We start from the raw sequence: 21,879 nt of genomic DNA on the forward strand, positions 1-21,879 counted from the left end.
AATCATAGCGAGGCAGAGAGGCGTTATCGCGACGAGTCTGGTCCAAGACATTCAAGTGGCAGACTGCCCCTTGAATGCTCGTGGCGTCAAGAGGGCTTACCTGAGTGGCAAAATTGCCCTTCTAATATGGACCCCATCACCAATTTCGACGGTTCGGAACCCTTTAGACTGAGCGCAAGACCCCATTCCTGTACCGCGTTAGATCGACCGCCATCTGCGCGGGACGAAAGCCCTCGCCTTGCAGCAGCCGTTTCCAATCGGCGGCATGATCGAAATGCTGCAGCTGACGATGGTAGTAGTTGATGTATTCCAACACTGCGAGCGCCGCCGCAATGCTCGCAGTGCAGCGATCACCGAATGAGGCTGACATCGAAGGATACAGCCAGCTAATGAGGCAGAGCGCCGCCACGCTGAAACTGCTTACGGCGAGAGGCCACTGGAGCTTGGCCGCGAGTGCCATGGTGCGAAACAGCGGCGTATGCAGCCCTTGGACACTCAGCAGCTTGGCCCGCCAATACAGACCGCCGATCACCAGCAAGCCTGCCATGGGCACAATCGAGATGAAGCTGAGCCAGCCGAGCGAGTAGCCCTGTATATAGGACAAGGCGATCATCGCTGCCGGAAGCAGGAGGACGTTACCGAGCTCCATTTTCCAATAGCCACTCAGCCGATCAACGATTGCCGACTTGCGATTGCTCATAGCTTGCCGGCAGTTTTGCCTAGTACACCCGCTTCTTCGGCTTGATGTACTCCGCATCGTCGGTCAGCGTGTATTCGTGGACCGGGCGGTAGTCGATTTTCATATCGCCTTTGCCGCTGCCCTTGGCGCCGCCGCCCCAGCCGTCAAACCAGGTGATGGTGTGCTTCATCCATTCCTTGTCGTCACGATCGGGGAAGTCCTCATGCGCGTGCGCGCCGCGGCTTTCCTTGCGGTTTTCCGCGCTGGCGATGGTGACATTGGCCTGCGCCATCAGGTTGTCGAGCTCGAGCGTTTCGATCAGGTCGCTGTTCCAGATCAGCGAGCGGTCTGACACGGCAATATCGGCCATGCTTGTGTTGACTTCTGCCAGCAGATCCTTGCCTTCGGCCAGCAGCTTGCTGTCGCGGAACACTGCGGCGTGTTTCTGCATGCCCTTTTGCATGTTCTCGCGGATTTTGGCGGTCGGCGTACCACCCGACGCATGGCGGAAATGGTCGACCCGCGACAGGGCCAGTTCAGCACTGTCAGCCGGTAGCGCATCATGCGCGGCATTCGGCTTGAGGTTTTCTTTCAGGTGCAGACCGGTCGCACGGCCAAACACCACCAGATCGATCAGCGAGTTGGAGCCAAGCCGGTTGGCACCGTGCACTGATACGCAGGCAGCTTCGCCGACAGCGTAGAGGCCGGGCACGACGTGATCAGGATCATCCTTCTTTCCGGAGGTGACCTGCCCGTGATAATTGCACGGAATCCCGCCCATGTTGTAATGCACCGTCGGGGTGACTGGCAGCGGCTGGCGGGTCAGGTCGACGCCGGCGAAAATCTTGCCGCTTTCGGTGATGCCGGGCAGCCGTTCAGCCAGAACCTTGGGATCGATGTGGTCGAGGTGCAGGTGGATGTGATCGCCATCCGCGCCCTGTCCGCGCCCTTCGCGCATTTCCAGCGCCATCGAGCGGGAGACAACATCGCGACTGGCGAGATCCTTCGCACTCGGCGCATAGCGTTCCATGAAACGCTCGCCTTCGGAGTTGGTGAGATAGCCGCCCTCGCCGCGAGCACCCTCTGTGATGAGGACGCCGGCGCCATAAATGCCGGTCGGGTGGAACTGGACGAATTCCATGTCCTGCAAAGGCAGGCCAGCGCGCAGCACCATGCCGCCGCCATCGCCGGTGCAGGTGTGGGCGCTGGTCGCGGTGTAGTAGCACCGGCCATAGCCGCCGGTCGCCAGAACCACGGCATGCGCCTTGAAGCGGTGGATGGTGCCGTCATCCAGGCACATCGCGATCACGCCGCGGCATTTGGGGCCGTCGGGCGTGTCTTCCATGATCAGGTCGAGCGCGAAATACTCGATGAAGAAGTCGGCGTCATATTTCAGGCTCTGCTGATAGAGCGCGTGCAGCATGGCGTGGCCGGTGCGGTCGGCCGCGGCGCAGGTGCGCTGCACGGGCGGACCATCACCCATGTTCTGCATGTGACCGCCAAACGGGCGCTGGTAAATCGTGCCGTCTTCATTGCGGCTGAAAGGCACGCCAGCATGTTCCAGCTCGTACACTGCGGCGGGGGCTTCGCGCGCGAGATACTCGATCGCGTCCTGGTCACCCAGCCAGTCGGCACCCTTCACCGTGTCATACATATGCCATGACCAGTGATCGGGCGTGTTGTTGCCGAGCGAAGCGGCGATGCCGCCTTGTGCCGCCACTGTGTGGCTTCGGGTCGGGAAAACCTTGGAGATATTGGCTGTCTTGAGCCCTGCCTCGGCCGCGCCCATCGTAGCGCGCAGGCCCGAACCGCCGGCACCCACGACGACAACGTCAAAAGTGTGATCGATTATCTGGTAAGCAGGAACGGTGTTGGTATCGGACGCCATCAGGCGGCACCTCCGGTAACAGGGGCAAGAGCAAGGCGGGCGACGCAGAAGATGCCGAAGACACCGCCTGCGATCACGGCCAGATTAAGAGCAGCAAGCGTGGCAAATTTCAGGCCGGCTTCGTGGACGTAATCCTCGATCAGCACGGTCAGGCCGAGCCGGGCGTGCCAGAAGATGCTGACAATCAGCAGAACCATGGCCGCCGCCGGGATCGGCTGGGCGAGCCAGCTGCTGACGGTCTCATAGCCAAGATCCGGCAGCAGGATGAAGCTGGTCAAAAGCCACAGCGCCAACACCAGATTGCCAATCGCGGTGAGGCGGTGGACGACCCAGTGATGCGCGCCCTCTTTGGCAGAGCCGAGGCCGCGAACACGGCCGATGGAAGTTCCGTTACCCATGGTTCAGTACCTCAGCGCAGCAGGATGAGGGCCCAGAAGCCCGCAGTCAGAAGAATGGCGATAATCGGCGAAGCGATCGACCAGAACCGGTTGGTATCCAGTTCATACCCGGCACCGATATCCAGTACGAAGTGACGCAGCCCGCTCATCATATGGGTGAAGAAGGCCCAGCTCAGGCCGATCAGCACGAAATAGCCGAGCGGGGTCGTGGCCAGGAAAGAGAAGGTCTCGTACGCCTCCGGCCCACTGGCCAATGCGCCCAGCCACCACAGGAATACCCCGAGGCCGACAAGTGCCATCCCGTCGCCCGTGATACGGTGCAGGATGGAGACCAGCATATGCGGGCCCCATTTCCAGATTTGCAGATGCGGTGAAAGTGGGCGGTTGGCCATAAAACGTCTGTCCCGAAAAATACCGGTGAATTGCGCACCCACTTAGCGAAAGTGCGCGCGCACGCAAGGATGGGCTTTTGGTTGTATCCCTGTTTTGCCCCCGGCGACCTGCCCCAGAACCGGGTTGTCCGTCAACGCTCGACAGCACGGCCGATTTCTGTGATTTGCCGGAAGCATGACGACTATCCTTCTGACCGGATCGAGCCGCGGCATAGGTGCGGCAACCCGCGACGCGCTGGCCGAGCGTGGTGCCAAAGTGATCGGCCACTCCACCAAAGGGGCAAATGAAGGTGAAATTGCCGCCGATTTTACCGAGCCCGTCGCCCCCCAGATGCTGTGGCAGGACGCGCTTGTCCAAGCGGGCGGCACGATCGACGTGCTGATCAACAATGCCGGGCTGTTCGATCCCAACCCGCTAAATTCCGCCGACATCCGGTGGCTGGATGCGTGGGAAGATACCTTGCGGATCAACCTGACGGCTTCTGCCCAGCTGAGCCGGTTCGCGGTGCAGCATTGGCTCGAACGTGGGGTTGAAGGCCGGATCGTCCACATAGCCAGCCGCGCAGGGCATCGCGGCGATTCCCCCGCGCACTGGCATTACGCCGCCGCAAAGGGAGGCATGCTGGCCATGCACAAGACCATTGCCCGCGCCTATGCCAGCGAGGGCATCCTCAGCTACGCCATCACCCCCGGCTTTACCGATACCGCCATGGCGGGCGATTATCTTGATAGCCGCGGTGGGCCGGGCCTGTTGGCCGATATCCCCCTTGGCCGCGTGGCCGAGCCGGAAGAAATCGCCACGATCGCTTCCTGGTGCGCGCTCGACGCCCCACCCAGCCTGACCGGTGCAACTCTCGACGCAAATGGAGCAAGCTATGTTCGCTAGGAGAGCATTTGTCGCACTCGCCTTCGTCGCCTTGGCCGGATGCCATACCGCAAGCGGAGGAACCGCGGTTCCGCTCGATCTCGATACGATGGAGGAATTCGCGGCCTCCTGCGAACCATGGGACACTTGGTCAAAACCAGGCCCGATCTTCGCCGTGGACGACGATGTTTACGGCGGAACCCGCTATGTCGGCAGCTGCGGGATCACTATGCTGGCTGTCCACACCGATGACGGGGTGGTTCTGCTCGATACAGGCGAAGCGCAGTTCCATGATCAGTTGATCACCAATCTTGGCCGTGCGGGCATCAAGCCTGCCGATGTGAAGTATATCCTCACCAGCCATGAGCATTACGACCATGTCGGCGGGCTTGCCGCTATGCAGAATGCAACGGGCGCGCGGATTGTCACAAGCGAACCGGCCAAACCGGTCATCGAGAGCGGTAAGCTTGCCACGGACGATCCGCAATCCGGCATGCACGACCCGATGGAACCGGCGCGCGTCTGGCAGACAGTGGGAGACGGCGAGACCCTCGATCTCGATGGCAAATCATTCATGGCCATTGCCGTTCCCGGTCACACACCCGGGGCCTTGGCGTGGCAGTGGGAAACACAGATCGGCAGCCGCCGCGTTACCATTGTCTATGCGGATAGCCTTTCGCCGGTCAGCGGCGACGCGTACAAATTCTCGGCAAACCCTGACTATGTTGCACAATATCGCGCCGGGTTGGAGCGATTGCGCGCAGCGGATTGTGATATCCTGCTGACACCGCACCCGAGCGCGAGCAAAATGCTCGAGCGCGCGGCTTCCGGCAGTCTGGTAGGCGGGATGACCTGCACCGAATATGCCGACAGTATTGAACAACGCCTCGACAAAAGGCTGGCCGAGGAAGCGGAGTGAGCACGTCGTGGAAAATCACGGCCTTCGCGCCCAAGCCCGCGGTCCAGGCCGCGCTGTTGGCACAGGACGCGATCGAGGATTGGGACTATGACCTTGTCATCTCGGGTAGCGAAGTGGCCGAGGATACGCCCGACGACTGGGTGCTGGAGGCTTGGTTTCCCCGCAAGCCGGGCAAGGCACAACAGAATGCGTTGAAGAACCTGTTCGAGGGCACACCGCCCGAATTTCAGGTGGAGAAACTGCCAGATCAGGATTGGGTGACGCTCAGCCAGCTGGGTGTCGATCCGATCCGCGCTGGCCGTTTCCATGTCCACACGCCGGAACATGATGCCGACCCTGCGCCCGGGGTGGTCAACTTTGCGATACCGGCCAGCCAGGCCTTTGGCACCGGCCAGCACGAGACGACAGCCGCCTGCCTCGCCATGCTTGACCGGATGAAACAGCAGGGTGTGGTTGCCCGCAATATCGCGGATATCGGCACCGGCACCGGATTGCTGGCCTTTGGCGCACTCGCTCTGTGGCCGCGTGCGGTCGCCACAGCGAGCGATATCGACGCAGTCTGTGTCCCCGTGGTGGAAGAAAACTGCCGCCAGAATGGCATCAGGCTGGGCAGCGGTCGTGGGTCCCTGACCATGGTCGTTGCTGCGGGGACCGACCATCCGCTCATCCATGCTCGCGGCCCCTATGATTTGCTGATTGCCAATATTCTCGCCGGACCTCTGATCGCGCTCGCGTCGGATTTTGCAGCGCAAGTCCCTAGCGGCGGCAACTTGTTGCTGGCCGGGCTGCTCGAAACGCAGGAACGTGATGTCAGGAGAGCCTACCGTATGGCGGGCTTCCGGCTTTCACACCGGATCATCAATGGCGATTGGTCGATCCTGTGGCTGCGCAAGCGACCTTAGCCAGAACCAGCCAACTGCAAGAGTCCGGGCATCGGATCGTCTTGGCTGGACGACGTCCTTCCGCCACGAAAACGTACGTGCCAGACCCGGCAGCCAGCGGATCAAATTGTCGCGCCATCCCTGCACGCACTGCCAGACCGGAACTTAGACCGTCGCCAAGGTTTGGTCAGGGGTAGTCACAATTCTATCAAGCGAGACCCAGATCATGGCAAAAACCCTCCTAATTACTGGCGCATCTTCGGGTATCGGTGCGGCAACGGCCAAAGCCGCTGCAAAGGCAGGCTGGAATGTCGCCCTGCTCGCCCGATCCGCCGAGTCGCTCGACACCTTGGCCGAAGAGATTGGTGACGCTGCCCTGGCCATCCCCTGTGATGTGACCGATCGCCAGGCGCTGGTCGAGGCAGTGGAACAGACCACGGCGCGTTTCGGCAAGCTCGACGCAGTTTATGCAAACGCCGGAACCGGTGTGAACAGCCCCGGGATCGAGCAGGGCGACCCGGATGAATGGCACGATCTAATTCACATCAACATCCTGGCCGTGCTTTACACCGCGCACGCCACTCTGCCCGAATTGCGCAAGACCAAGGGGCAATTCATCGTCACCGGATCCAAGGCCGGCCGCGAACATTTCAAAGGCTCGGTCTACAGCGCGACAAAATGGTTTGTGCACGGCTTTGCTGGCAATCTGGCGGAAGAAATGCGCGAATTTGGCGGGCGCTGCTGCGTGATATCGCCGGGCATGGTCAACACCGCGTTTTTCGATGAACCCAAGCCAAGCAAACTTCAGCCCGAGGATATCGCCGATGCGGTGGTATTCACTTTGGAGCAGCCCGACACGTCATCTGTACGTGAAATTCACCTGATGCCCAACGACTGATCGCTATTGGGCGAGGCGCTGTTCCAGAAAGTCCAAGGCAGCGCGGGTGAAGGCTTCCATATTGGCTATCCGCGCGTCGCTTTCAGTTTGGGTGATGTGGGTCCACGCGCCATCCGGGCTGACCACTGCGGCGCAACTGGTGCCCGCAGGTGTACCGCTGGGATGGCTGCTGCCGCCAACGGAGCCACTTTCCGCCAGCCCCCAATCCGCCTGAAAGTTGTCCCGGATGGAGCGCGCCTGCAGCAGCGCATACTCCTCACTCGCCCCGCGCATCCCGCGATAGGCCTCGCGCGGCTGGGCAAACAGGACGTCCCTGGCCCGTAGCGAATAGACCACCGCGCCTCCGACAAAGAAATCGAGCGCGCCGGGAACGGTCAGCAAGGAGGCTGCGATCATGCCGCCGGTCGCCCCATCTGCGACCGCGATTTTCTCGTCCCGCTCTCTTAGCAAGCCTGCGATACGGAGGGCTTGGGGGTGAAGGTCGCGCAGCATCAGCTTTCCTCGATTGGCGGGAGCATGGCAGGCGGCACCGCCTCGCCCTTGGCTTGATAGTGATAGGCCACTGTCGCGGCGACAATCCGGTGCATCAGTTCCATCCGTTCCGGCACAGGCGTCGCCGTGCGACCGATCATCACCACGACGGCATAGCGGTGGCCATCGGGAGCTGTCAGAATGCCCACATCATTATAGCCTGCCTGCTCCCCAATCACGCCCGGCGGAACGGTGTCGAGGACCTGACCGGTGCCGGTCTTGTGACCGATCGACCAGCCTTCGGGCACGCCGCCTTTCAGGCGATTGGGGCCGCTTTTGACAGCATCGAGCAGGCGCAGGAACAGATCGGTGGTTGGCGGTTCCAGCAGGTCGCCTTGCGCCAGACGCGCGAGCGCCGCTGCGATGGCATTGGGGCTCGCGCCGTCGACCGGATCATTGACATAGCCGTTGAAGGCAATCTCGCGCTGGGCTGCCGGAACTGTCTTGCGGACTTCGAAGAAGCGTTTGCCGATAGAATAGGACGGATCCCATTCCAAACCGGCCAGTGCGCTTTGCATCGCGCGTTCGCCCGGTCCGAATTTTATCGCACCCAGATCGCCAGCGGCGATGGCATTGCGTACCCCGGGTGGCCCGCCAACCCGCCGTAGCAGCATATCGTTGGCAGTATTGTCGCTTTCGGTGATCGCGCGTCGCAATAAGTCGCCATAGTCGGTATGGAACGCGCCGCGCGCCAGCACGATTTTGCGCACCGGCTGGTGGAACACAGTCAGATCGCTGCGCCGGATGCTGACCTTCTCCGCCAGATCGAGCTCGCCTTCGTCGACCTTTTCCAGCGCGGCGAGCGCGACCCACAGCTTGCTGAGGCTCTGTTGCGGGAACATCCTTTCACCATTGAAGTGAATCACCCGCCCGCGCTCGATATCGCGAATGGCAATGCCGACATATCCTTCGAACACGTTGGCAGTGGTGAACACGGCGTCGTCCAACGCGCGCTCTTCCGCAGAGAGGTCGGGCGCGACTGGCCGCCGGGGGACCTCCTCGATCCGCTGCTGATAAGCGGCAGCTGCAGACGTCTCGGGATCGCCTTCAACGCTGGCATCACTGCAACCTGCCGCCGCGACAGCGATCAGCGGCAAGGTCCAGCGGCACTTGCGCCGCGCGATAGAGGCGAGCCTATTCGGCAGGCGGCGCATCCACCTTGCCCTTGCGCGTCCACGGATAAAGGAACTGCCCGGCATATCCGCGCGGCACGTCTTCGGGGATGCCGTAGTTTTCAGGCCAGCGATCTTCAGGCAAATGGAAGGTGCCGAACAGCTTGTCGATCCACGGGAAATGGATCGCGAAATTCACGTCGAAAGCCTCTTCCTCCAGCCCGTGATGCCAGTGGTGGAAACGCGGGGTAGCGATCCAGTGGCCAAGCCGGTTGAAATCTCCGCCGACATTGGCGTGCAGCAGCGACGACCAGACATAGATAAACCCGATATAGGCCTGCATCACCGATGCCTCGAACCCGAGCGTGAACAGCGGCAGCGAAGTGATAGTGCGCAACAGGATCACCTCCACGAAATGCATCCGCGATCCGGCCAGCCAGTCCATGCTCTTGGCGCTGTGGTGGATCGCGTGGAAACCCCACAGGAACGGCACCTGGTGGAACAGCCGATGATACCAATATTGCGCCATGTCGGAGACGACGAGCACGATGATAAACTGCACCAGCCACGGCAGGCTGGCGACTGTGGCGCGGAAGGCATCCCAATTGCTGGTACTGGAATTGATGATCTCCGATGGCGCCAGCGTGATGAAGGCCAGCACCTGAACGAACATCGTGCTGACCAGGAAATAGAACAGGTCCTCGCGCCATTCCTGGCGGAACAGCCGCTGTTCCCTCCGGTGCGGCGCCAGCCGTTCCAGCGGCGCGAACATGAAGCCGGTCGCAAGCAGGTTCACGACGAAGAAATCGAGGCCGAAGAATATCCCCCAACTGTTGCCGCCCTCCGGCTGGACACTCGACCCGCCGAGCAAGGCCGCCGAGAGTCCGATCGCCAGCGCTGTCATCCCCAACACCTTGCGCGGCCTCAGCAGCAGACTGAGCAGGGCGAGCGCATAGCTGGCCAGCAACACACCATGGAGCAGCACGCGGAAGCCGCCCCATTCTTTGACGATCTCAAGCTCCGGGGTGGCAAACCAGTCAGGGAAACGCAGCGCGATTACCAGGCCGAAACCGGCGACAGCGAGCAGCAGGGCAAAGAAGCCGGAGAGCCAGCCACTGCCAAACCGCCGCACCTTTGTGGGCGATTCCAGGTCGCGCATCAGCTTGCGAAAAAAGCCATCTGCATGCCGGTCAATCTTCTCTTCGATCTTCATCCTAACCTGCCGCCTTCACGATTTCCGCCCAGCCGGCCTCGTCGATTGTTTCGATCCCCAGTTCGGCCGCTTTCTTGAGCTTGCTGCCTGCGCCCGGCCCGGCGACTAGCAAGTCCGTCTTCGCGCTGACCGATCCGGACGCCTTGGCCCCCAGTCGCTCGGCCTGCGCCTTGGCCTCATCGCGGCTCATGGTTTCGAGCTTCCCGGTGAAGACCACCGTCTTGCCAGCCACGGGCGAGTCGAGCGTCTCCACTTCGTAGCGCGGAGGGGCGACCTCGCTGAGCAGATCGTCCCAGACAGCGCAGTTGTGATCCTCGTGGAAGAAGTCCCCCAGCGCCTCCACCACGGCGGTGCCGATACCGTCGATGCTGGTGAGTTCGCTAGTAGCGTCCTCATCGCCTGAACGCGCTTTCTCGGCTGCCTCACGTATCGCCGGTAATTCATGGAAATATTTGAGTAAATCGCGCGCCGTCACCGCACCAACGTGACGAATGCCAAGCCCGAACAGCAGCCGCGCGGCGTCCGGTGCGCGCCGGTTCTCCACGCTCGCCAACAGGTTATCGACAGACTTGTCCTTCCACCCTTCCAGCGCCAGAATATCCTCACGACGGTGCTTGAGACGGAAGATATCGGCCGGGCTTTCCAGCCAACCCAGTGCGAAGAATTGGTCGATGGTCTTCTCGCCCAGCCCGTCAATATCCAGCGCCCCGCGACTGACAAAATGCTTCAATCTTTCAGTACGTTGTGCCGGACATATAAGGCCGCCAGTGCAGCGCACATCGACTTCGCCCTCTTCGTTGACCGCCTCGCTGTCGCATTCGGGGCAGCGTTCCGGGAATGCGAATGGCGCGCGATCTGCATCGGGCGTCAGATTGCGGACGACCTGCGGGATCACGTCACCGGCGCGCTGCACCACCACCCGGTCTCCCGGGCGCACACCAAGGCGCGCAATCTCGTCGCGATTGTGGAGCGTGACATTGGTCACCGTGACCCCGCCCACCAGCACCGGTGCGAGCCGCCCGACCGGCGTCAGCTTGCCCGTACGGCCGACCTGGATATCGATAGATTCCAGCGTCGTTTCAGCCTGTTCCGCCGGGAACTTGCGGGCAATCGCCCAGCGCGGCGCCTTGGCGACGAAGCCCAACCGCGCCTGCCAGTCGAGCCGGTCCACCTTGTAAACCACACCGTCAATCTCATAAGGCAATTCCGGCCGCAGCCGCCCGATTTCCTCATAATGGGCCAGCATCTGCTCCAGCGTTTCACAGCGCCGGAACAGCGGCGACACGGGCACACCCCATGCGGCGATCCTTTCGACCATCTCGACCTGTGTCGCAGCCGGCAATTCGCCCTCAACCGCACCCCAACCATGGGCCCAGAATTTCAGCGGTCGCTTGGCGGTCACGCTGGCATCCTTTTGCCGCAACGACCCAGCCGCCGCATTGCGCGGATTGGCGAATTGGCGGACCTTTGCAGGATCCAGTGCCTCGCCCTTGGCCTCTGCCGCGCTGCATGCCTCGTCCATCAAGCGTGCATTGAGCGCATGGAAATCGGCAGTGGCCATATAGACTTCACCCCGGATCTCGAACACATCCGGCACATCGCCCGCCAGCTGCTGCGGAATGTCGGCAATATGGGCGACATTGGGCGTCACATCCTCGCCCACTTGTCCGTCCCCGCGGGTCGCCGCGCGGACGAGTTTGCCGCCCTCATAGCGCAAGGAGCATGACAGGCCGTCGATCTTGTCCTCTGCCGTGAAGGCGATCGGCGTGGCGTCGTCCAACGCCAAAAACCGCCGCACCCGCGCAACAAACTCCGCGACTTCCTCGTCGGCAAAGGCATTGTCGAGGCTCATCATGCGAACCTCGTGGGTGACCTTGCTCAGCGGCGAAGCGGCAATCGCATGGCCAACCTTTTTGCTGGGCGAGTCCGCGCGCACCAAATCGGGAAACGCTGCCTCCAGCTCCGCATTGCGCCGCACCAGCGCGTCATATTCCTGATCGGTAATCTCGGGATCGTCCTGGGCATGATACAGCTTGTCATGCTTCGCGATCTGCCGCGCCAGCCGCATCAATTCATTTGCGGCTTCGGCTTCGGAGAGATGGTTTGCGTCACTCATGCTGCGCCTTTTGGACGCGTTATGCCACAGAGGAAAGGCTCCGAATCAGGCCTTTGAACGGCGGTATCCGGCAGCCTGCGCATCGGCTTCCGTGCAAAACAGGGCCTCGGCCTTTGTCTGGGCGTAATAGGGTCGCCCGGGCAGGTGATAGATCCATTCCCCCCGCCGGCTGTGATTGCCCTTGATCGCGCAGCCGAACTGGTTGCGCCATTGGCGATGGAGGGATGCGTCCGCCCGTTTTGCGGCCATGCGCGCTTCCGCCTGTCGTTTCATTGCCGGCGAAGGCGGCGTGACGGCGGCTGGATTGGCCGCGCGCCAACGATCCGGGCGCTCAAAATCCGATCCCCACAATCCCATCTTGTGCTGCTGCCGCAGGGCTTGTGCATCATGATAGGCAGCAGGCGCACTATCCAGAGCGACCGCCAGACCTGCTTCGATCATGACCGCCGATAAATCGAGCGACCCTCTTGTGCAGGCAGCAACCACATTGCCGTCGCGGACGTCGGCCTGGGGCTGGCAGGAAACCTCGTGACCCTTGAGGAAAGTGCGCAGGAAGGTGATGGCGTCTTCGCCGCACGCCCAACTCTCACCCTCGCGCTGGCATGTCTGTGATGATTCAGGCGCATCGATGCCATGCAGCTCGATCCGTGCTCCGGCGAAATCCAGCGTATCCCCATCCACGACTTTTGGAGTCCCCGCCAAAGTTTGCGCCGACAGGGGCACTGCAGCGAAAAGAAGCCCAACTACAATTGCAAAATCAAGAACGCGCACCCTTTACCTCCGCCCGGCCTGGGCGAGGATTATGCGCTCAAATAGTTACGGTGAGCTTTCGAGGAAACATTCAAACCCCCTCCAGCAATCGATCTGCTTGTGCGCGCGCTTCTGGAGTCACTTCGGCTCCGCTCAGCATCCGTGCGATTTCTTCCTGGCGGCCCGCATCGTCCAGACGCGCGACACTGGTTTTGGTGACTGTCCCCTCGGATGACTTGGCGATCATGTAATGCGTGCCGCCGCGCGCGGCGACCTGCGGGCTGTGGGTGACGGCGAGCAATTGCCCGTCCCGTGCCAGCCGCGCCAGCCGTTCGCCGATGGCGCTGGCCACTGCGCCGCCCACGCCGCGATCGATTTCGTCGAAGATGACAGTCGCCGCCCCGCCCTGCTCCGCCAGCGCCACTTTCAGCGCCAGGATGAAGCGACTGAGTTCACCGCCCGAAGCGATCTTGCCCAGCGGTGCGAAACCTGCCCCGGCATTGGTCGCGATCAGGAACTCGACCGCGTCGATCCCGCTCGCATTCCATTTCTCCTCCGGCAGTTCCTGAATATCAGTACGGAAGCGCGCGGCATCGAGTTTGAGCGGCGCCAGTTCGTCTGCCACAGCCGCATCCAGTTTCTGCGCGGCCGTGACGCGTTGGTCATGCAATTTGCGCGCAGCATCACGATAGACATCGCCTGCCTCGCGCTCCGCCAGTTCCAGCGCATCAAGTTCCGCCTCGCCGCCTTCGATGGCGTCCAGCGCTGCGCGGAAGGTACGCATTTTTTCGGGAAGTTCATCCACCTCACAGCGATGCTTGCGGGCCAGCGCACGCAATTCGAACAGCCGGGTTTCCGCCGCATCCAGAGCCGCCGGGTCATGCTGCAGGGCCTCTGCCGCAGCTGCCAGCTTGTCCTCCGCCTCGCCCGCCTCGATCACGGCGCGATCGAGGGCTGCCAGTGCCTCGGCCAGCAGCGGGTGCTCCGCGCCGATCCGGTCCAGCCGGCGGGCCGCGCTGCGCAACTGGGCCAGCGGGGCGTCCGATCCTTCCCAGACGTGGCGCAGTTCTTCCAGGTCACCGGCCAGCCTCTCCCCCTTCTGCATATCGGCACGCGTATTGGCGAGCCGCTCCTCCTCCCCCGCCTGCGGTTCCAGCTGGGTCAGCTCGGCCAGATGCGCGATCAGCAGATCCTGTTCGGCCTTGGCTTCCTCAATTTCTTCCCGCGCCTGGGCCAGTGCCTCGGTCGTCCTGCGCCATTCGTCCCAGGCCTGAGCGACCGCGTCGGTATCGGCCCCTTCTTCATGGGCGGCATAGCGATCGAGCAAGGCACGGTGGCCGCGCGGATTGACCAGGCCGCGATCGTCGTGCTGGCCGTGCAGCTCCACCAGTGCCGGGGCCAGGGTGCGAAGCAACGCAACGCCGACGGGCTGGTCATTGATAAACGCCTTGGAGCCGCCATCCGCCTTGAGCTGGCGACGGATCAGGAGCGCTTCGCCCTCCTCGATCTCGATATCGGCTTCATCCAGCGCCTCTGCGACGGGACGCGGCAGCTGCGCGAATTCGAAACTGGCGGTAACACTGGCCTTGCCCTCGCCCGCGCGGACCAGGCCGCTATCGGCGCGATTGCCCAGCACCAGGCCGAGCGCATCGAGCAGAATCGACTTGCCCGCACCGGTCTCGCCGGTCAGCACGCCGAGGCCGCGCCCGAAATCCAGGTCGAGTGCCTCGATCAGCACGATATTGCGGATGGAAAGCCGGGTCAGCATGTCTGGCCCGATTCTCTAGCGAATGTGCGCGGGCGCGTCACCGTGGTGCGCGCGGCTACCCACCATCGCGTGCTGACGCCCTATTCCATGGAACAGCGGAGCAGGCTCAGCTGGCTGTAACGCCTGCAGCGTGCCGGTCGACCAGCTTGAACGCCTTTTCATACCATTCGCTGCCCGGATAGTTGGCCCCCAGCACAGCGGCGTATTTCTTCGCCTCGTTGGGGATCCCCAGCGCCAGGCTGGCTTCGGTCAGGCGGTAAAGTGCCTCGGGTGTGTGGCTGGTCGTCTGATACGTCTCGACCACGTTCTGGAACCGGATCAGCGAGGCCGCCCATTTGCCCGAACGCTGGTAGAACCGGCCGATTTCCATTTCCTTGCCCGCAAGGTGATCGTTCACAAGGTCAATCTTGAGCCGCGCATCGGCGGCATATTGCGTGGTCGGGAAGCGGCGATCGACTTCGCGCAGCGCGGTCAGCGCCTGTTCGGTCGTCTTCTGGTCGCGCTGCACATCGCTGATCTGCTCGTAATAGCTGAGCGCGATCAGGTAGTAGGCATAGGGCGCATCCTTGTTGCCCGGGTGAATCGACAGGAAACGCTGCGCGCTCTGGATCGACTTCGTGTAATCGCGCGAGACGTAGTAGCTGAAGCTGCTCATCAACTGCGCACGGCGGGCCCAGGGCGAATAGGGATGCTGGCGCTCGACCTCGTCAAACAGCGCCGCGGCCAACTTCGCATTGCCGACATCGAGCCGTTCCTTGGCGGAGGCATAGAGCGTCTCCACATCGCGCGCGACATAGGCCGTATCGCGCGTGCCGCCGTCCCCGCCGGCACAGGCCGTCAGCGTGGTGGCCGCAAGGGCAGACAGGGCGAGCGCGCGAAGGCCCGAGCGGGCGGGCGCAGCGATAAGCTTGGAAACCATGGCCTGCCCTATAGCCAGCCGCCACGTGAACGCCAAGTGAAAGGGCGCGCGGTTTTGTGGAGAGCAATGCCAACGCAAACGCGAACCCGAACACCGGCGCTTGAGGGCCCCGACAAACACCCTTTCCTACAGCCCCCCACCCATGGCATCTCCCCTCGCCCCCATGACCCGCCGCACCGATCCCCGCACCGCCCGCCTCCCCGTTCGCGCGGGGGAGCTCCCCACCTTCACCCCCGTCCCGCGCAAGGGCGCGCGGCATGACGGGTGGACGCAGGCGCGCCAGCAGCGCTTTATCGAGGCGCTGGCCGAGACCGGCTCGGTCCACGCGGCGTGCAAGGCGGTCGATATGAGCCAGCGCGGCGCCTATCACCTGCGTCGCCAGCCGGGCGCGGAGAGCTTCCGCGACGCGTGGCAAAAGGCGCTCGACCTGGGCGTGCAGCGGATCGAGGATGTGGCGATGGACCGCGCGCTGAACGGGGTGGAGGAGCCGCTCTATTCCTATGGCAAGCTGGTCGGCAGCCGGACGAAGTATAATGACCGGCTGCTGATGTTCATGCTCCGCAACCGCGCGCCCGAGCGGTTTGCCGCAGGCGGCGGACACCACGCCAAAGGTCTCGGGGGCCTCAACGCCGTCGGCAAGATGGAGAAGCGTCGGCTCAAGAAGAAATGGCGGCAAGAGTGGGAGGAGGAACAACGCGGCAAACCCCTGCCTCTGGCTGAGGCCCGCCAACTGATCGACCGCAAGCTGGACGAGCTCCGCCGCCGCTCAGCCCTGCGCCAGCGCGCCCGATGGTGTGCCCTCACCCCCGAAACCCGCGACGCCTACCGCCACTATGAGGAACTGCGCGCCCGCGACGAACAGCGCTCCGTCCAGATGCCGGACCACTGCCCCGACGAAGCCACCATCGCCGCCGAAGCCCAAGCCCGCGAGGCTGCGGCCCTGCGCGAGACCGAATCCGACAAAGACGCCCCGAGCCTCCCCCCGCCCGGTTGGGATCGGCGGGGTGTGGTGGAGGAGCCGGAGGACAAGCCAAGGGTGCGGACGGTGAAGGATGAGAGTTGGGAGTAGCCCAGACATGCGTGACGAAGCACGGACGGCGACCAGCCGACCGCAAGGGCGACTGCCCGCCCGAGCTTATGCGAGGAGGCAAGGGGCGCGGATGCGTCCCGCCCGCAGGGTCCCAACAAAAGGTTCTCGCCACCTGCACATCCCTTACCGTAAAGCACCCGAATGGTGGATAACCTCTCTCCCGAAGAGCGCAGTCGCTTGATGTCGCGCGTGCGTGGTAAGGATACTAAGCCCGAGATGGCTGTGCGCCGACTCGTTCATCGGCTCGGCTTCCGGTTTCGATTGCACAGACACGATCTGCCCGGAAGTCCCGACTTGGTTTTTCCAATCAGGAAAAAGGTCATCTTTGTCCACGGGTGCTATTGGCACAGGCATAATTGCAAAAAGGCAACCACTCCAAAGACAAACGTAGATTTCTGGCAAAAGAAGTTTGACGACAACATTATGAGAGATAATAAGAACTTGATCGACTTGGCCGAAATGGGATGGGAGACGATGGTCGTGTGGCAGTGCGAGGCAGAAAAGCCTGACGAACTTGCCGATCTTCTGGTCGACTTTCTGGAGACTGCGTCGTGAGGGCGCAGCCGGAAGTCGTCGATCTATTCTGCGGCGTGGGCGCCCTGAGCCATGGCCTCAAATTGGCAGGCTGCGAGATATTGGCGGGCTACGACACCGACGAACGATGCAAGTTCGCCTTCGAGCAGAACAACGGCGGCGAGTTCATCAAGCGCGACGTCGGAAAGATGTCCGCATACGAAATTATGAGCCACTACTCCGGCAAAGCGCCGACTGTGCTGGCCGGGTGTGCGCCATGCCAGCCATTCTCGAGCTACAAGCAACGCTACGATGAAGACCCCCAGTGGTCACTCGTCGGCAAATTTGCCGAGCTCGCAGCGGCTGTCCAGCCAGACTTCATAACCATGGAAAACGTTCCGTCACTCCTGCGATACAAGGAGGGCAGCGTTTTTCGGGAGTTCAAAGAGATTTTGAACGATGCCGGATATCCCGTCCGTGCGACCATCGCAAAGTGCGAACTGTTCGGAGTGCCACAGAAGCGAAGGCGTCTTGTTGTCGTCGCCGCGCATCGGCGCAAGATCGGTCGCCTGATTCCCGCCGAGAATGTCGGGATGACCGTCAAGAAAGCGATTGCCCATTTGCCGGCTATCAGCGCGGGTGAGACCGATCCGGCCGATCCGCTTCACACCGCCTCGTCGCTTTCGGAGCTGAACATGCGGCGGATGAAAGCCGCCAAGCCAGGGGGAACATGGCGAGATTGGCCGGAAGAATTGCGTGCTGCCTGCCATCGACGCGCATCGGGAAAGACCTACCCTGGCGTATATGCTCGCATGACATGGGATGACCCTGCACCCACCATGACTACGCAATGCTTTGGTTTCGGAAACGGTCGATTCGGCCATCCTGAACAAGACCGGGCTATAAGCCTTCGAGAGGCTGCTATCCTTCAGTCCTTCCCACCAGAATACGAATTTCTACCATCAAACGATAAACCTAACTTGAAAGAGGTCGGGCGCTGGATTGGCAACGCAGTGCCTGTGAATCTCGGTAGGGCCATCGGACAAACCATTATTTCAAGGTGCGACTACGCATGAGCAGAAAGACAACAGAAAAATATGAACTCACAATAAGTCTGAATTCGCTCGAACATCTTGGTATAAATCTCTACAGCAATATGGCGGCGGTGCTTTCTGAAATCGTCGCCAATGCCTACGATGCAGATGCAGAGCGCGTTGACATCTCTTGGGATTCCGCTCGCAAAAAGATTGTTATAACTGACGATGGTCTCGGAATGACCGAGGAGGAAGTCAATCAACGGTTTCTCACTGTCGGCTATCGCAGGCGGAGCGGACAGCCGGGATTGACCCCAAAACACAAGCGCAAACCCATGGGTCGAAAAGGCATCGGAAAACTCTCACTGTTCTCCATCGCCGATACGGTAGTCGTGGAAACAGCCAAAGACGGGGAAAAAAGTGCTTTCAAAATGCACCTGCCTGATATCCGAAAGAAAATCGAAGCGGGCGGAAACGACTCCACTACTTATACGCCCAAGGAAGTGGGAACAGACAAAATTGACTTCGTACACGGCACACGAATTACGCTGACCAACTTGCGACGACGGCAGACCCTTGCAACTCCCAAAGCTCTCAAAAAACGGGTCGCCCGACGCTTTCAAGTCATCGAAAGCCCAAAATTTCGAGTATATATTGACGACGAGGAAGTGAAAGTCGATGACCGAGAGTATTACGATAAGCTACAATATATTTGGACATATGGACAGCAGAAAGACGTAGTCGCACGAGCCAAAAATATTGAACACCATGAAAAGCGGGCGACCACTACTGCACCTGGCGGAGTAACAATCTCGGGATGGTTGGGCACAGTAAAAGAGTCGAGTCAGCTCAAGGACGATGATGATGACGATAATTTGAATCGCATCGCTATCTTCGTCCGTGGAAAAATGGCACAAGAAGACATACTTGACGCTTTTACAGAGCGCGGCGTTTATGCAGGATATTTGATAGGCGAGCTCAGAGTTGACGGGCTGGATCTATGGGTAGATGAAAAGTCCAAGGACGACGATGCTGCAACAAGTAGCCGCCAAAATTTGGTCGAAGGTGACCCAAGATACGTCGAACTGAAGAAGTTTATCGCCGCCGAGCTCAAACACATCCAAACACGATGGGCAGCCTTGCGAGTTGATTCCGGCGCCAAGAATGCTTTGAAAATTCCCGTTGTAAAAGAGTGGATCGACACACTCAAACCAGCAACCCGAACTAAAGCTAAGCAGTGGATTGGAAAATTAAACAAAATCGAAGCGTCGGATACTGAGGAGAAATCCCTCATAAAACAATCCGTTCTAGCTTTCGAGTTTCACCGCCTGAACGAGAATTTGGATAGGCTCGAAAACATAACGGACGAAGGGGTGCCGACCCTGTTGGAACTATTCTCAGAGGTTGATGGTCTTGAAGCAAACCTGTATGGTCAGATTGTCAAATCTCGCGTGGGAGTTCTTAGGGCACTCGAAGAGAAAGTCGACGGAAATGCTCTCGAAAAGGTGATTCAAAAGTACCTTTTCGATCACCTTTGGCTGATTGATCCAGCATGGGAACGCGCCGACTCCACCGAGTACATGGAGCGCCGAGTCGAAAAAGTAATCGCCCAAGTAACTTCCAAACTTAGTGCGGCTGAGAAAAAGGCACGCATAGATATTGGTTATCGTAAGACGGCTGGAAAACACGTCATAGTCGAATTGAAGCGTCCAAACGTCGTAACAACCTCGTTCAAACTAGCAGAGCAAGTTTCAAAATATCGCTCAGGCATGACAAAGGTCTTGAAAAAAGCGGACCTCGACAAAGAGCCCGTCGAGATAGTGATTGTGCTGGGAAAGCCGCCCTCTGATTGGGCAAATCCTGGAGGAGAAACCGCCTCGCAAGCAACGCTTAATGCGCAAGGAGCGCGTATCATATTCTACGAGAATCTTCTTGAGACGTCGTCGAGAATTTATGCAGACTACTTGGCTCACAGAAAGGACGTTGATAAGCTTCAGAAATTGATGGCTGCTATCGACGATTTTTCGGCAACCTAAACCCCTACTCCTCACCCATCCGCAACGCCGCAATAAACGCCTCCTGCGGAATGCTCACGTTCCCATACTCCCGCATCTTGGCCTTCCCCTTCTTCTGCTTCTCGAGCAGTTTCTTCTTCCGGGAAATATCGCCGCCATAGCACTTCGCCGTCACGTCTTTGCGCAGGGCCGAGATGGTTTCGCGGGCGATGACCTTGCCGCCGATGGCGGCCTGGATCGGGATTTTGAACATGTGGCGCGGGATCAGGTCTTTCAGGCGTTCGCACATGCCGCGTCCGCGTGCCTCGGCCACGCCGCGGTGGACGATCAGCGAGAGCGCGTCGACCGGTTCGTTGTTCACCAGGATGCTCATCTTCACCAGATCGCCTTCGCGCAGGCCGATCTGTTCGTAGTCGAAGCTGGCATAGCCGCGGCTGATGCTTTTCAGCCGGTCATAGAAATCGAACACGACTTCGTTGAGCGGGAGCTCGTACGTCACCTGTGCGCGGCCGCCGACATAGGTCAGGTCGACCTGGATGCCGCGCCGGTCCTGGCACAGTTTCAGGATGCTGCCGAGATATTCGTCGGGCGTGTAGATGGTCGCCTTGATCCACGGCTCCTCGATCATCTCGATCCGGTTGGGATCGGGGTAATCGGCCGGGTTGTGGAGCAGGATTTCCTTCGCGTCCTCGTTCTTCGTCTTGCCCAGCTGGATGCGGTAGACGACCGATGGTGCGGTGGTGATCAGGTCCAGATCATATTCGCGGGTCAGCCGTTCCTGAATGATTTCCAGGTGTAACAGGCCCAAGAACCCGGCGCGGAAGCCGAAGCCGAGCGCCGCGCTGCTTTCCATTTCGAAGCTGAAGCTGGCATCGTTGAGGCGCAATTTGCCGATGCTCTCGCGCAGTTTCTCGAACTCCGCCGCGTCAACCGGGAACAGCCCGCAGAATACCACCGGCTGCACTTCCTTGTAGCCGGGCAGCGCCTGTGTCGCGCCGTTTTTGGTGGTGGTGATGGTGTCACCCACGCGGGCCTGCTCCACCTCCTTGATCTGGGCGGTTATGAAGCCGATTTCGCCGGGGCCGAGCTCTTCCAGCTGTTCAATCTTGGGGCGCATGCAACCGACCCTGTCGACCAGGTGCTCTGTGGCGCCTTGCATGAACTTGATCTGCTGGCCCTTCTTCAGCACGCCCTCGATCACGCGGACGAGGATGACGACGCCGAGATAGGGATCGTACCAGCTGTCGACGAGCATGGCCTTGAGCGGCTTGTCACGCTCGCCCTTAGGGGCGGGGATCTTGGCGACGACCGCTTCCAGTACCTCTTCGATGCCGATGCCCGATTTGGCGCTGGCGAGGACGGCTTCGGAGGCGTCGAGGCCGATGATGTCCTCGATTTCCTGGCGCACGCGCTCCGGCTCGGCGGCGGGCAGGTCGATCTTGTTGATGACGGAGACGATTTCGTGGTCGTGCTCGATCGACTGGTAGACATTGGCGAGCGTTTGCGCCTCCACGCCCTGCGCCGCGTCGACCACCAGCAGCGCGCCTTCGCATGCGGCGAGGCTGCGGGAGACTTCATAGGCGAAGTCGACATGGCCGGGCGTGTCCATCAGGTTGAGCTGGTAGGTCTCGCCATCCTTGGCGGTGTAGTCCAGCCGCACGGTCTGGGCCTTGATGGTGATGCCGCGCTCTTTCTCGATGTCCATGTTATCAAGGACTTGCTCCGACATCTCACGGTCGGTCAGCCCGCCGGTATGCTGGATCAGCCGGTCGGCCAGCGTGCTCTTGCCATGATCGATATGGGCGATAATCGAGAAATTGCGGATTCTGGAGAGATCAGTCATTTCCCCGCGCATTACCCGCGCTTCCGGCAAATGTCAGCATGTCTTGTAGACCGTA

Annotated in this window: 20 protein-coding genes; 8 read left to right on the plus strand and 12 right to left on the minus strand. The window is 60.8% G+C overall.

What is annotated here, in order from left to right:
• Nucleotides 1-163 precede the first annotated feature (163 nt).
• From ABD653_RS03510 to sdhC, 4 genes are read right to left on the minus strand one after another with little or no spacing between them, the layout of a single operon-like run.
• Nucleotides 164-700 (minus strand): hypothetical protein, encoded by a 537-nt coding sequence (locus ABD653_RS03510; RefSeq protein ID WP_160779883.1) that lies wholly within the window; start codon nt 698-700, stop codon nt 164-166.
• Nucleotides 701-719: 19 nt separating this feature from the next.
• On the minus strand, nt 720-2,567 hold the full coding sequence (sdhA, locus tag ABD653_RS03515) for a succinate dehydrogenase flavoprotein subunit (RefSeq protein WP_160779884.1): 1,848 nt from the start codon (nt 2,565-2,567) through the stop codon (nt 720-722).
• Nucleotides 2,567-2,965, minus strand: a complete 399-nt coding sequence (gene sdhD, locus ABD653_RS03520; protein WP_160779885.1) for a succinate dehydrogenase, hydrophobic membrane anchor protein — start codon at nt 2,963-2,965, stop codon at nt 2,567-2,569. Before sdhD ends, sdhA begins: the two co-directional genes overlap by 1 nt.
• Before the next feature lie 11 nt (nt 2,966-2,976).
• A complete protein-coding gene (gene sdhC, locus ABD653_RS03525; RefSeq protein ID WP_160779886.1) occupies nt 2,977-3,357 on the minus strand; it encodes a succinate dehydrogenase, cytochrome b556 subunit in 381 nt (126 codons plus the stop codon).
• 175 nt (nt 3,358-3,532) lie between these two features.
• Here sdhC and ABD653_RS03530 point away from each other — a divergent pair, with 175 nt between their 5' ends.
• From ABD653_RS03530 to ABD653_RS03545, 4 genes are all read left to right on the plus strand, one after another.
• Nucleotides 3,533-4,243: an SDR family NAD(P)-dependent oxidoreductase gene (locus tag ABD653_RS03530; RefSeq protein WP_160779887.1), complete on the plus strand. Its 711-nt coding sequence runs from the start codon at nt 3,533-3,535 to the stop codon at nt 4,241-4,243.
• Complete coding sequence (locus ABD653_RS03535; RefSeq protein WP_160779888.1) at nt 4,233-5,141, plus strand: MBL fold metallo-hydrolase; 909 nt, start codon at nt 4,233-4,235, stop codon at nt 5,139-5,141. The genes ABD653_RS03530 and ABD653_RS03535 overlap by 11 nt, the downstream gene beginning before the upstream one ends.
• Nucleotides 5,138-6,043: a 50S ribosomal protein L11 methyltransferase gene (locus ABD653_RS03540; protein ID WP_160779889.1), complete on the plus strand. Its 906-nt coding sequence runs from the start codon at nt 5,138-5,140 to the stop codon at nt 6,041-6,043. Before ABD653_RS03535 ends, ABD653_RS03540 begins: the two co-directional genes overlap by 4 nt.
• Before the next feature lie 205 nt (nt 6,044-6,248).
• Nucleotides 6,249-6,920 (plus strand): SDR family oxidoreductase, encoded by a 672-nt coding sequence (locus ABD653_RS03545; protein WP_160779890.1) that lies wholly within the window; start codon nt 6,249-6,251, stop codon nt 6,918-6,920.
• A 3-nt stretch (nt 6,921-6,923) separates the two neighbouring features.
• Here the strand turns inward: ABD653_RS03545 and ABD653_RS03550 are convergent, their stop codons facing one another.
• The 7 genes from ABD653_RS03550 to ABD653_RS03580 all read right to left on the minus strand — a co-directional run bounded on the left by ABD653_RS03550 (nt 6,924) and on the right by ABD653_RS03580 (nt 15,329).
• Entirely contained in the window at nt 6,924-7,412 is a 489-nt protein-coding gene (locus ABD653_RS03550) for a CinA family protein (protein ID WP_160779891.1), read from the minus strand.
• A complete protein-coding gene (locus tag ABD653_RS03555; RefSeq protein WP_160779892.1) occupies nt 7,412-8,605 on the minus strand; it encodes a serine hydrolase in 1,194 nt (397 codons plus the stop codon). Before ABD653_RS03555 ends, ABD653_RS03550 begins: the two co-directional genes overlap by 1 nt.
• Nucleotides 8,586-9,776, minus strand: coding sequence for a sterol desaturase family protein (locus ABD653_RS03560; RefSeq protein WP_160779893.1), 1,191 nt, complete (start codon nt 9,774-9,776; stop codon nt 8,586-8,588). The genes ABD653_RS03555 and ABD653_RS03560 overlap by 20 nt, the downstream gene beginning before the upstream one ends.
• Before the next feature lies 1 nt (nt 9,777).
• Nucleotides 9,778-11,892, minus strand: a complete 2,115-nt coding sequence (gene ligA, locus ABD653_RS03565; RefSeq protein ID WP_160779894.1) for an NAD-dependent DNA ligase LigA — start codon at nt 11,890-11,892, stop codon at nt 9,778-9,780.
• A gap of 45 nt (nt 11,893-11,937) precedes the next feature.
• Nucleotides 11,938-12,594, minus strand: coding sequence for a thermonuclease family protein (locus tag ABD653_RS03570; protein WP_160779895.1), 657 nt, complete (start codon nt 12,592-12,594; stop codon nt 11,938-11,940).
• A gap of 139 nt (nt 12,595-12,733) precedes the next feature.
• Nucleotides 12,734-14,410 (minus strand): DNA repair protein RecN, encoded by a 1,677-nt coding sequence (gene recN, locus ABD653_RS03575; RefSeq protein WP_160779896.1) that lies wholly within the window; start codon nt 14,408-14,410, stop codon nt 12,734-12,736.
• A 106-nt stretch (nt 14,411-14,516) separates the two neighbouring features.
• A complete protein-coding gene (locus tag ABD653_RS03580) occupies nt 14,517-15,329 on the minus strand; it encodes an outer membrane protein assembly factor BamD (protein ID WP_160779897.1) in 813 nt (270 codons plus the stop codon).
• Between the two features lie 100 nt (nt 15,330-15,429).
• Between ABD653_RS03580 and ABD653_RS03585 the strand changes: the two genes are divergently transcribed.
• From ABD653_RS03585 to ABD653_RS03600, 4 genes are all read left to right on the plus strand, one after another.
• On the plus strand, nt 15,430-16,398 hold the full coding sequence (locus ABD653_RS03585; protein WP_344705270.1) for a hypothetical protein: 969 nt from the start codon (nt 15,430-15,432) through the stop codon (nt 16,396-16,398).
• Between the two features lie 162 nt (nt 16,399-16,560).
• Entirely contained in the window at nt 16,561-16,974 is a 414-nt protein-coding gene (locus ABD653_RS03590; protein ID WP_160779899.1) for a very short patch repair endonuclease, read from the plus strand.
• Nucleotides 16,971-18,008, plus strand: coding sequence for a DNA cytosine methyltransferase (locus ABD653_RS03595; RefSeq protein ID WP_160779900.1), 1,038 nt, complete (start codon nt 16,971-16,973; stop codon nt 18,006-18,008). The genes ABD653_RS03590 and ABD653_RS03595 overlap by 4 nt, the downstream gene beginning before the upstream one ends.
• Nucleotides 18,005-20,002 carry a BbrUII/HgiDII family restriction enzyme gene (locus tag ABD653_RS03600; RefSeq protein WP_160779901.1) on the plus strand — a complete coding sequence of 666 codons (1,998 nt, stop codon included), beginning with the start codon at nt 18,005-18,007 and terminating at the stop codon, nt 20,000-20,002. The genes ABD653_RS03595 and ABD653_RS03600 overlap by 4 nt, the downstream gene beginning before the upstream one ends.
• Before the next feature lie 4 nt (nt 20,003-20,006).
• Here the strand turns inward: ABD653_RS03600 and lepA are convergent, their stop codons facing one another.
• Nucleotides 20,007-21,824 (minus strand): translation elongation factor 4, encoded by a 1,818-nt coding sequence (lepA, locus tag ABD653_RS03605; protein ID WP_160779902.1) that lies wholly within the window; start codon nt 21,822-21,824, stop codon nt 20,007-20,009.
• Nucleotides 21,825-21,879: the final 55 nt, after the last annotated feature.

The organism is Parerythrobacter jejuensis, from assembly GCF_039536765.1.
GTDB lineage: Bacteria > Pseudomonadota > Alphaproteobacteria > Sphingomonadales > Sphingomonadaceae > Parerythrobacter > Parerythrobacter jejuensis.

Coding starts and splice junctions, on each gene's coding strand:
- ABD653_RS03510 (WP_160779883.1), bottom strand. CDS start 700: ATGAGCAATCGCAAGTCGGCAATCGTTGATCGGCTGAGTGGCTATTGG.
- sdhA (WP_160779884.1), bottom strand. CDS start 2,567: ATGGCGTCCGATACCAACACCGTTCCTGCTTACCAGATAATCGATCAC.
- sdhD (WP_160779885.1), bottom strand. CDS start 2,965: ATGGGTAACGGAACTTCCATCGGCCGTGTTCGCGGCCTCGGCTCTGCC.
- sdhC (WP_160779886.1), bottom strand. CDS start 3,357: ATGGCCAACCGCCCACTTTCACCGCATCTGCAAATCTGGAAATGGGGC.
- ABD653_RS03530 (WP_160779887.1), top strand. CDS start 3,533: ATGACGACTATCCTTCTGACCGGATCGAGCCGCGGCATAGGTGCGGCA.
- ABD653_RS03535 (WP_160779888.1), top strand. CDS start 4,233: ATGTTCGCTAGGAGAGCATTTGTCGCACTCGCCTTCGTCGCCTTGGCC.
- ABD653_RS03545 (WP_160779890.1), top strand. CDS start 6,249: ATGGCAAAAACCCTCCTAATTACTGGCGCATCTTCGGGTATCGGTGCG.
- ABD653_RS03550 (WP_160779891.1), bottom strand. CDS start 7,412: ATGCTGCGCGACCTTCACCCCCAAGCCCTCCGTATCGCAGGCTTGCTA.
- ABD653_RS03555 (WP_160779892.1), bottom strand. CDS start 8,605: ATGCGCCGCCTGCCGAATAGGCTCGCCTCTATCGCGCGGCGCAAGTGC.
- ABD653_RS03560 (WP_160779893.1), bottom strand. CDS start 9,776: ATGAAGATCGAAGAGAAGATTGACCGGCATGCAGATGGCTTTTTTCGC.
- ligA (WP_160779894.1), bottom strand. CDS start 11,892: ATGAGTGACGCAAACCATCTCTCCGAAGCCGAAGCCGCAAATGAATTG.
- recN (WP_160779896.1), bottom strand. CDS start 14,410: ATGCTGACCCGGCTTTCCATCCGCAATATCGTGCTGATCGAGGCACTC.
- ABD653_RS03580 (WP_160779897.1), bottom strand. CDS start 15,329: ATGGTTTCCAAGCTTATCGCTGCGCCCGCCCGCTCGGGCCTTCGCGCG.
- ABD653_RS03590 (WP_160779899.1), top strand. CDS start 16,561: ATGGTGGATAACCTCTCTCCCGAAGAGCGCAGTCGCTTGATGTCGCGC.
- ABD653_RS03600 (WP_160779901.1), top strand. CDS start 18,005: ATGAGCAGAAAGACAACAGAAAAATATGAACTCACAATAAGTCTGAAT.
- lepA (WP_160779902.1), bottom strand. CDS start 21,824: ATGACTGATCTCTCCAGAATCCGCAATTTCTCGATTATCGCCCATATC.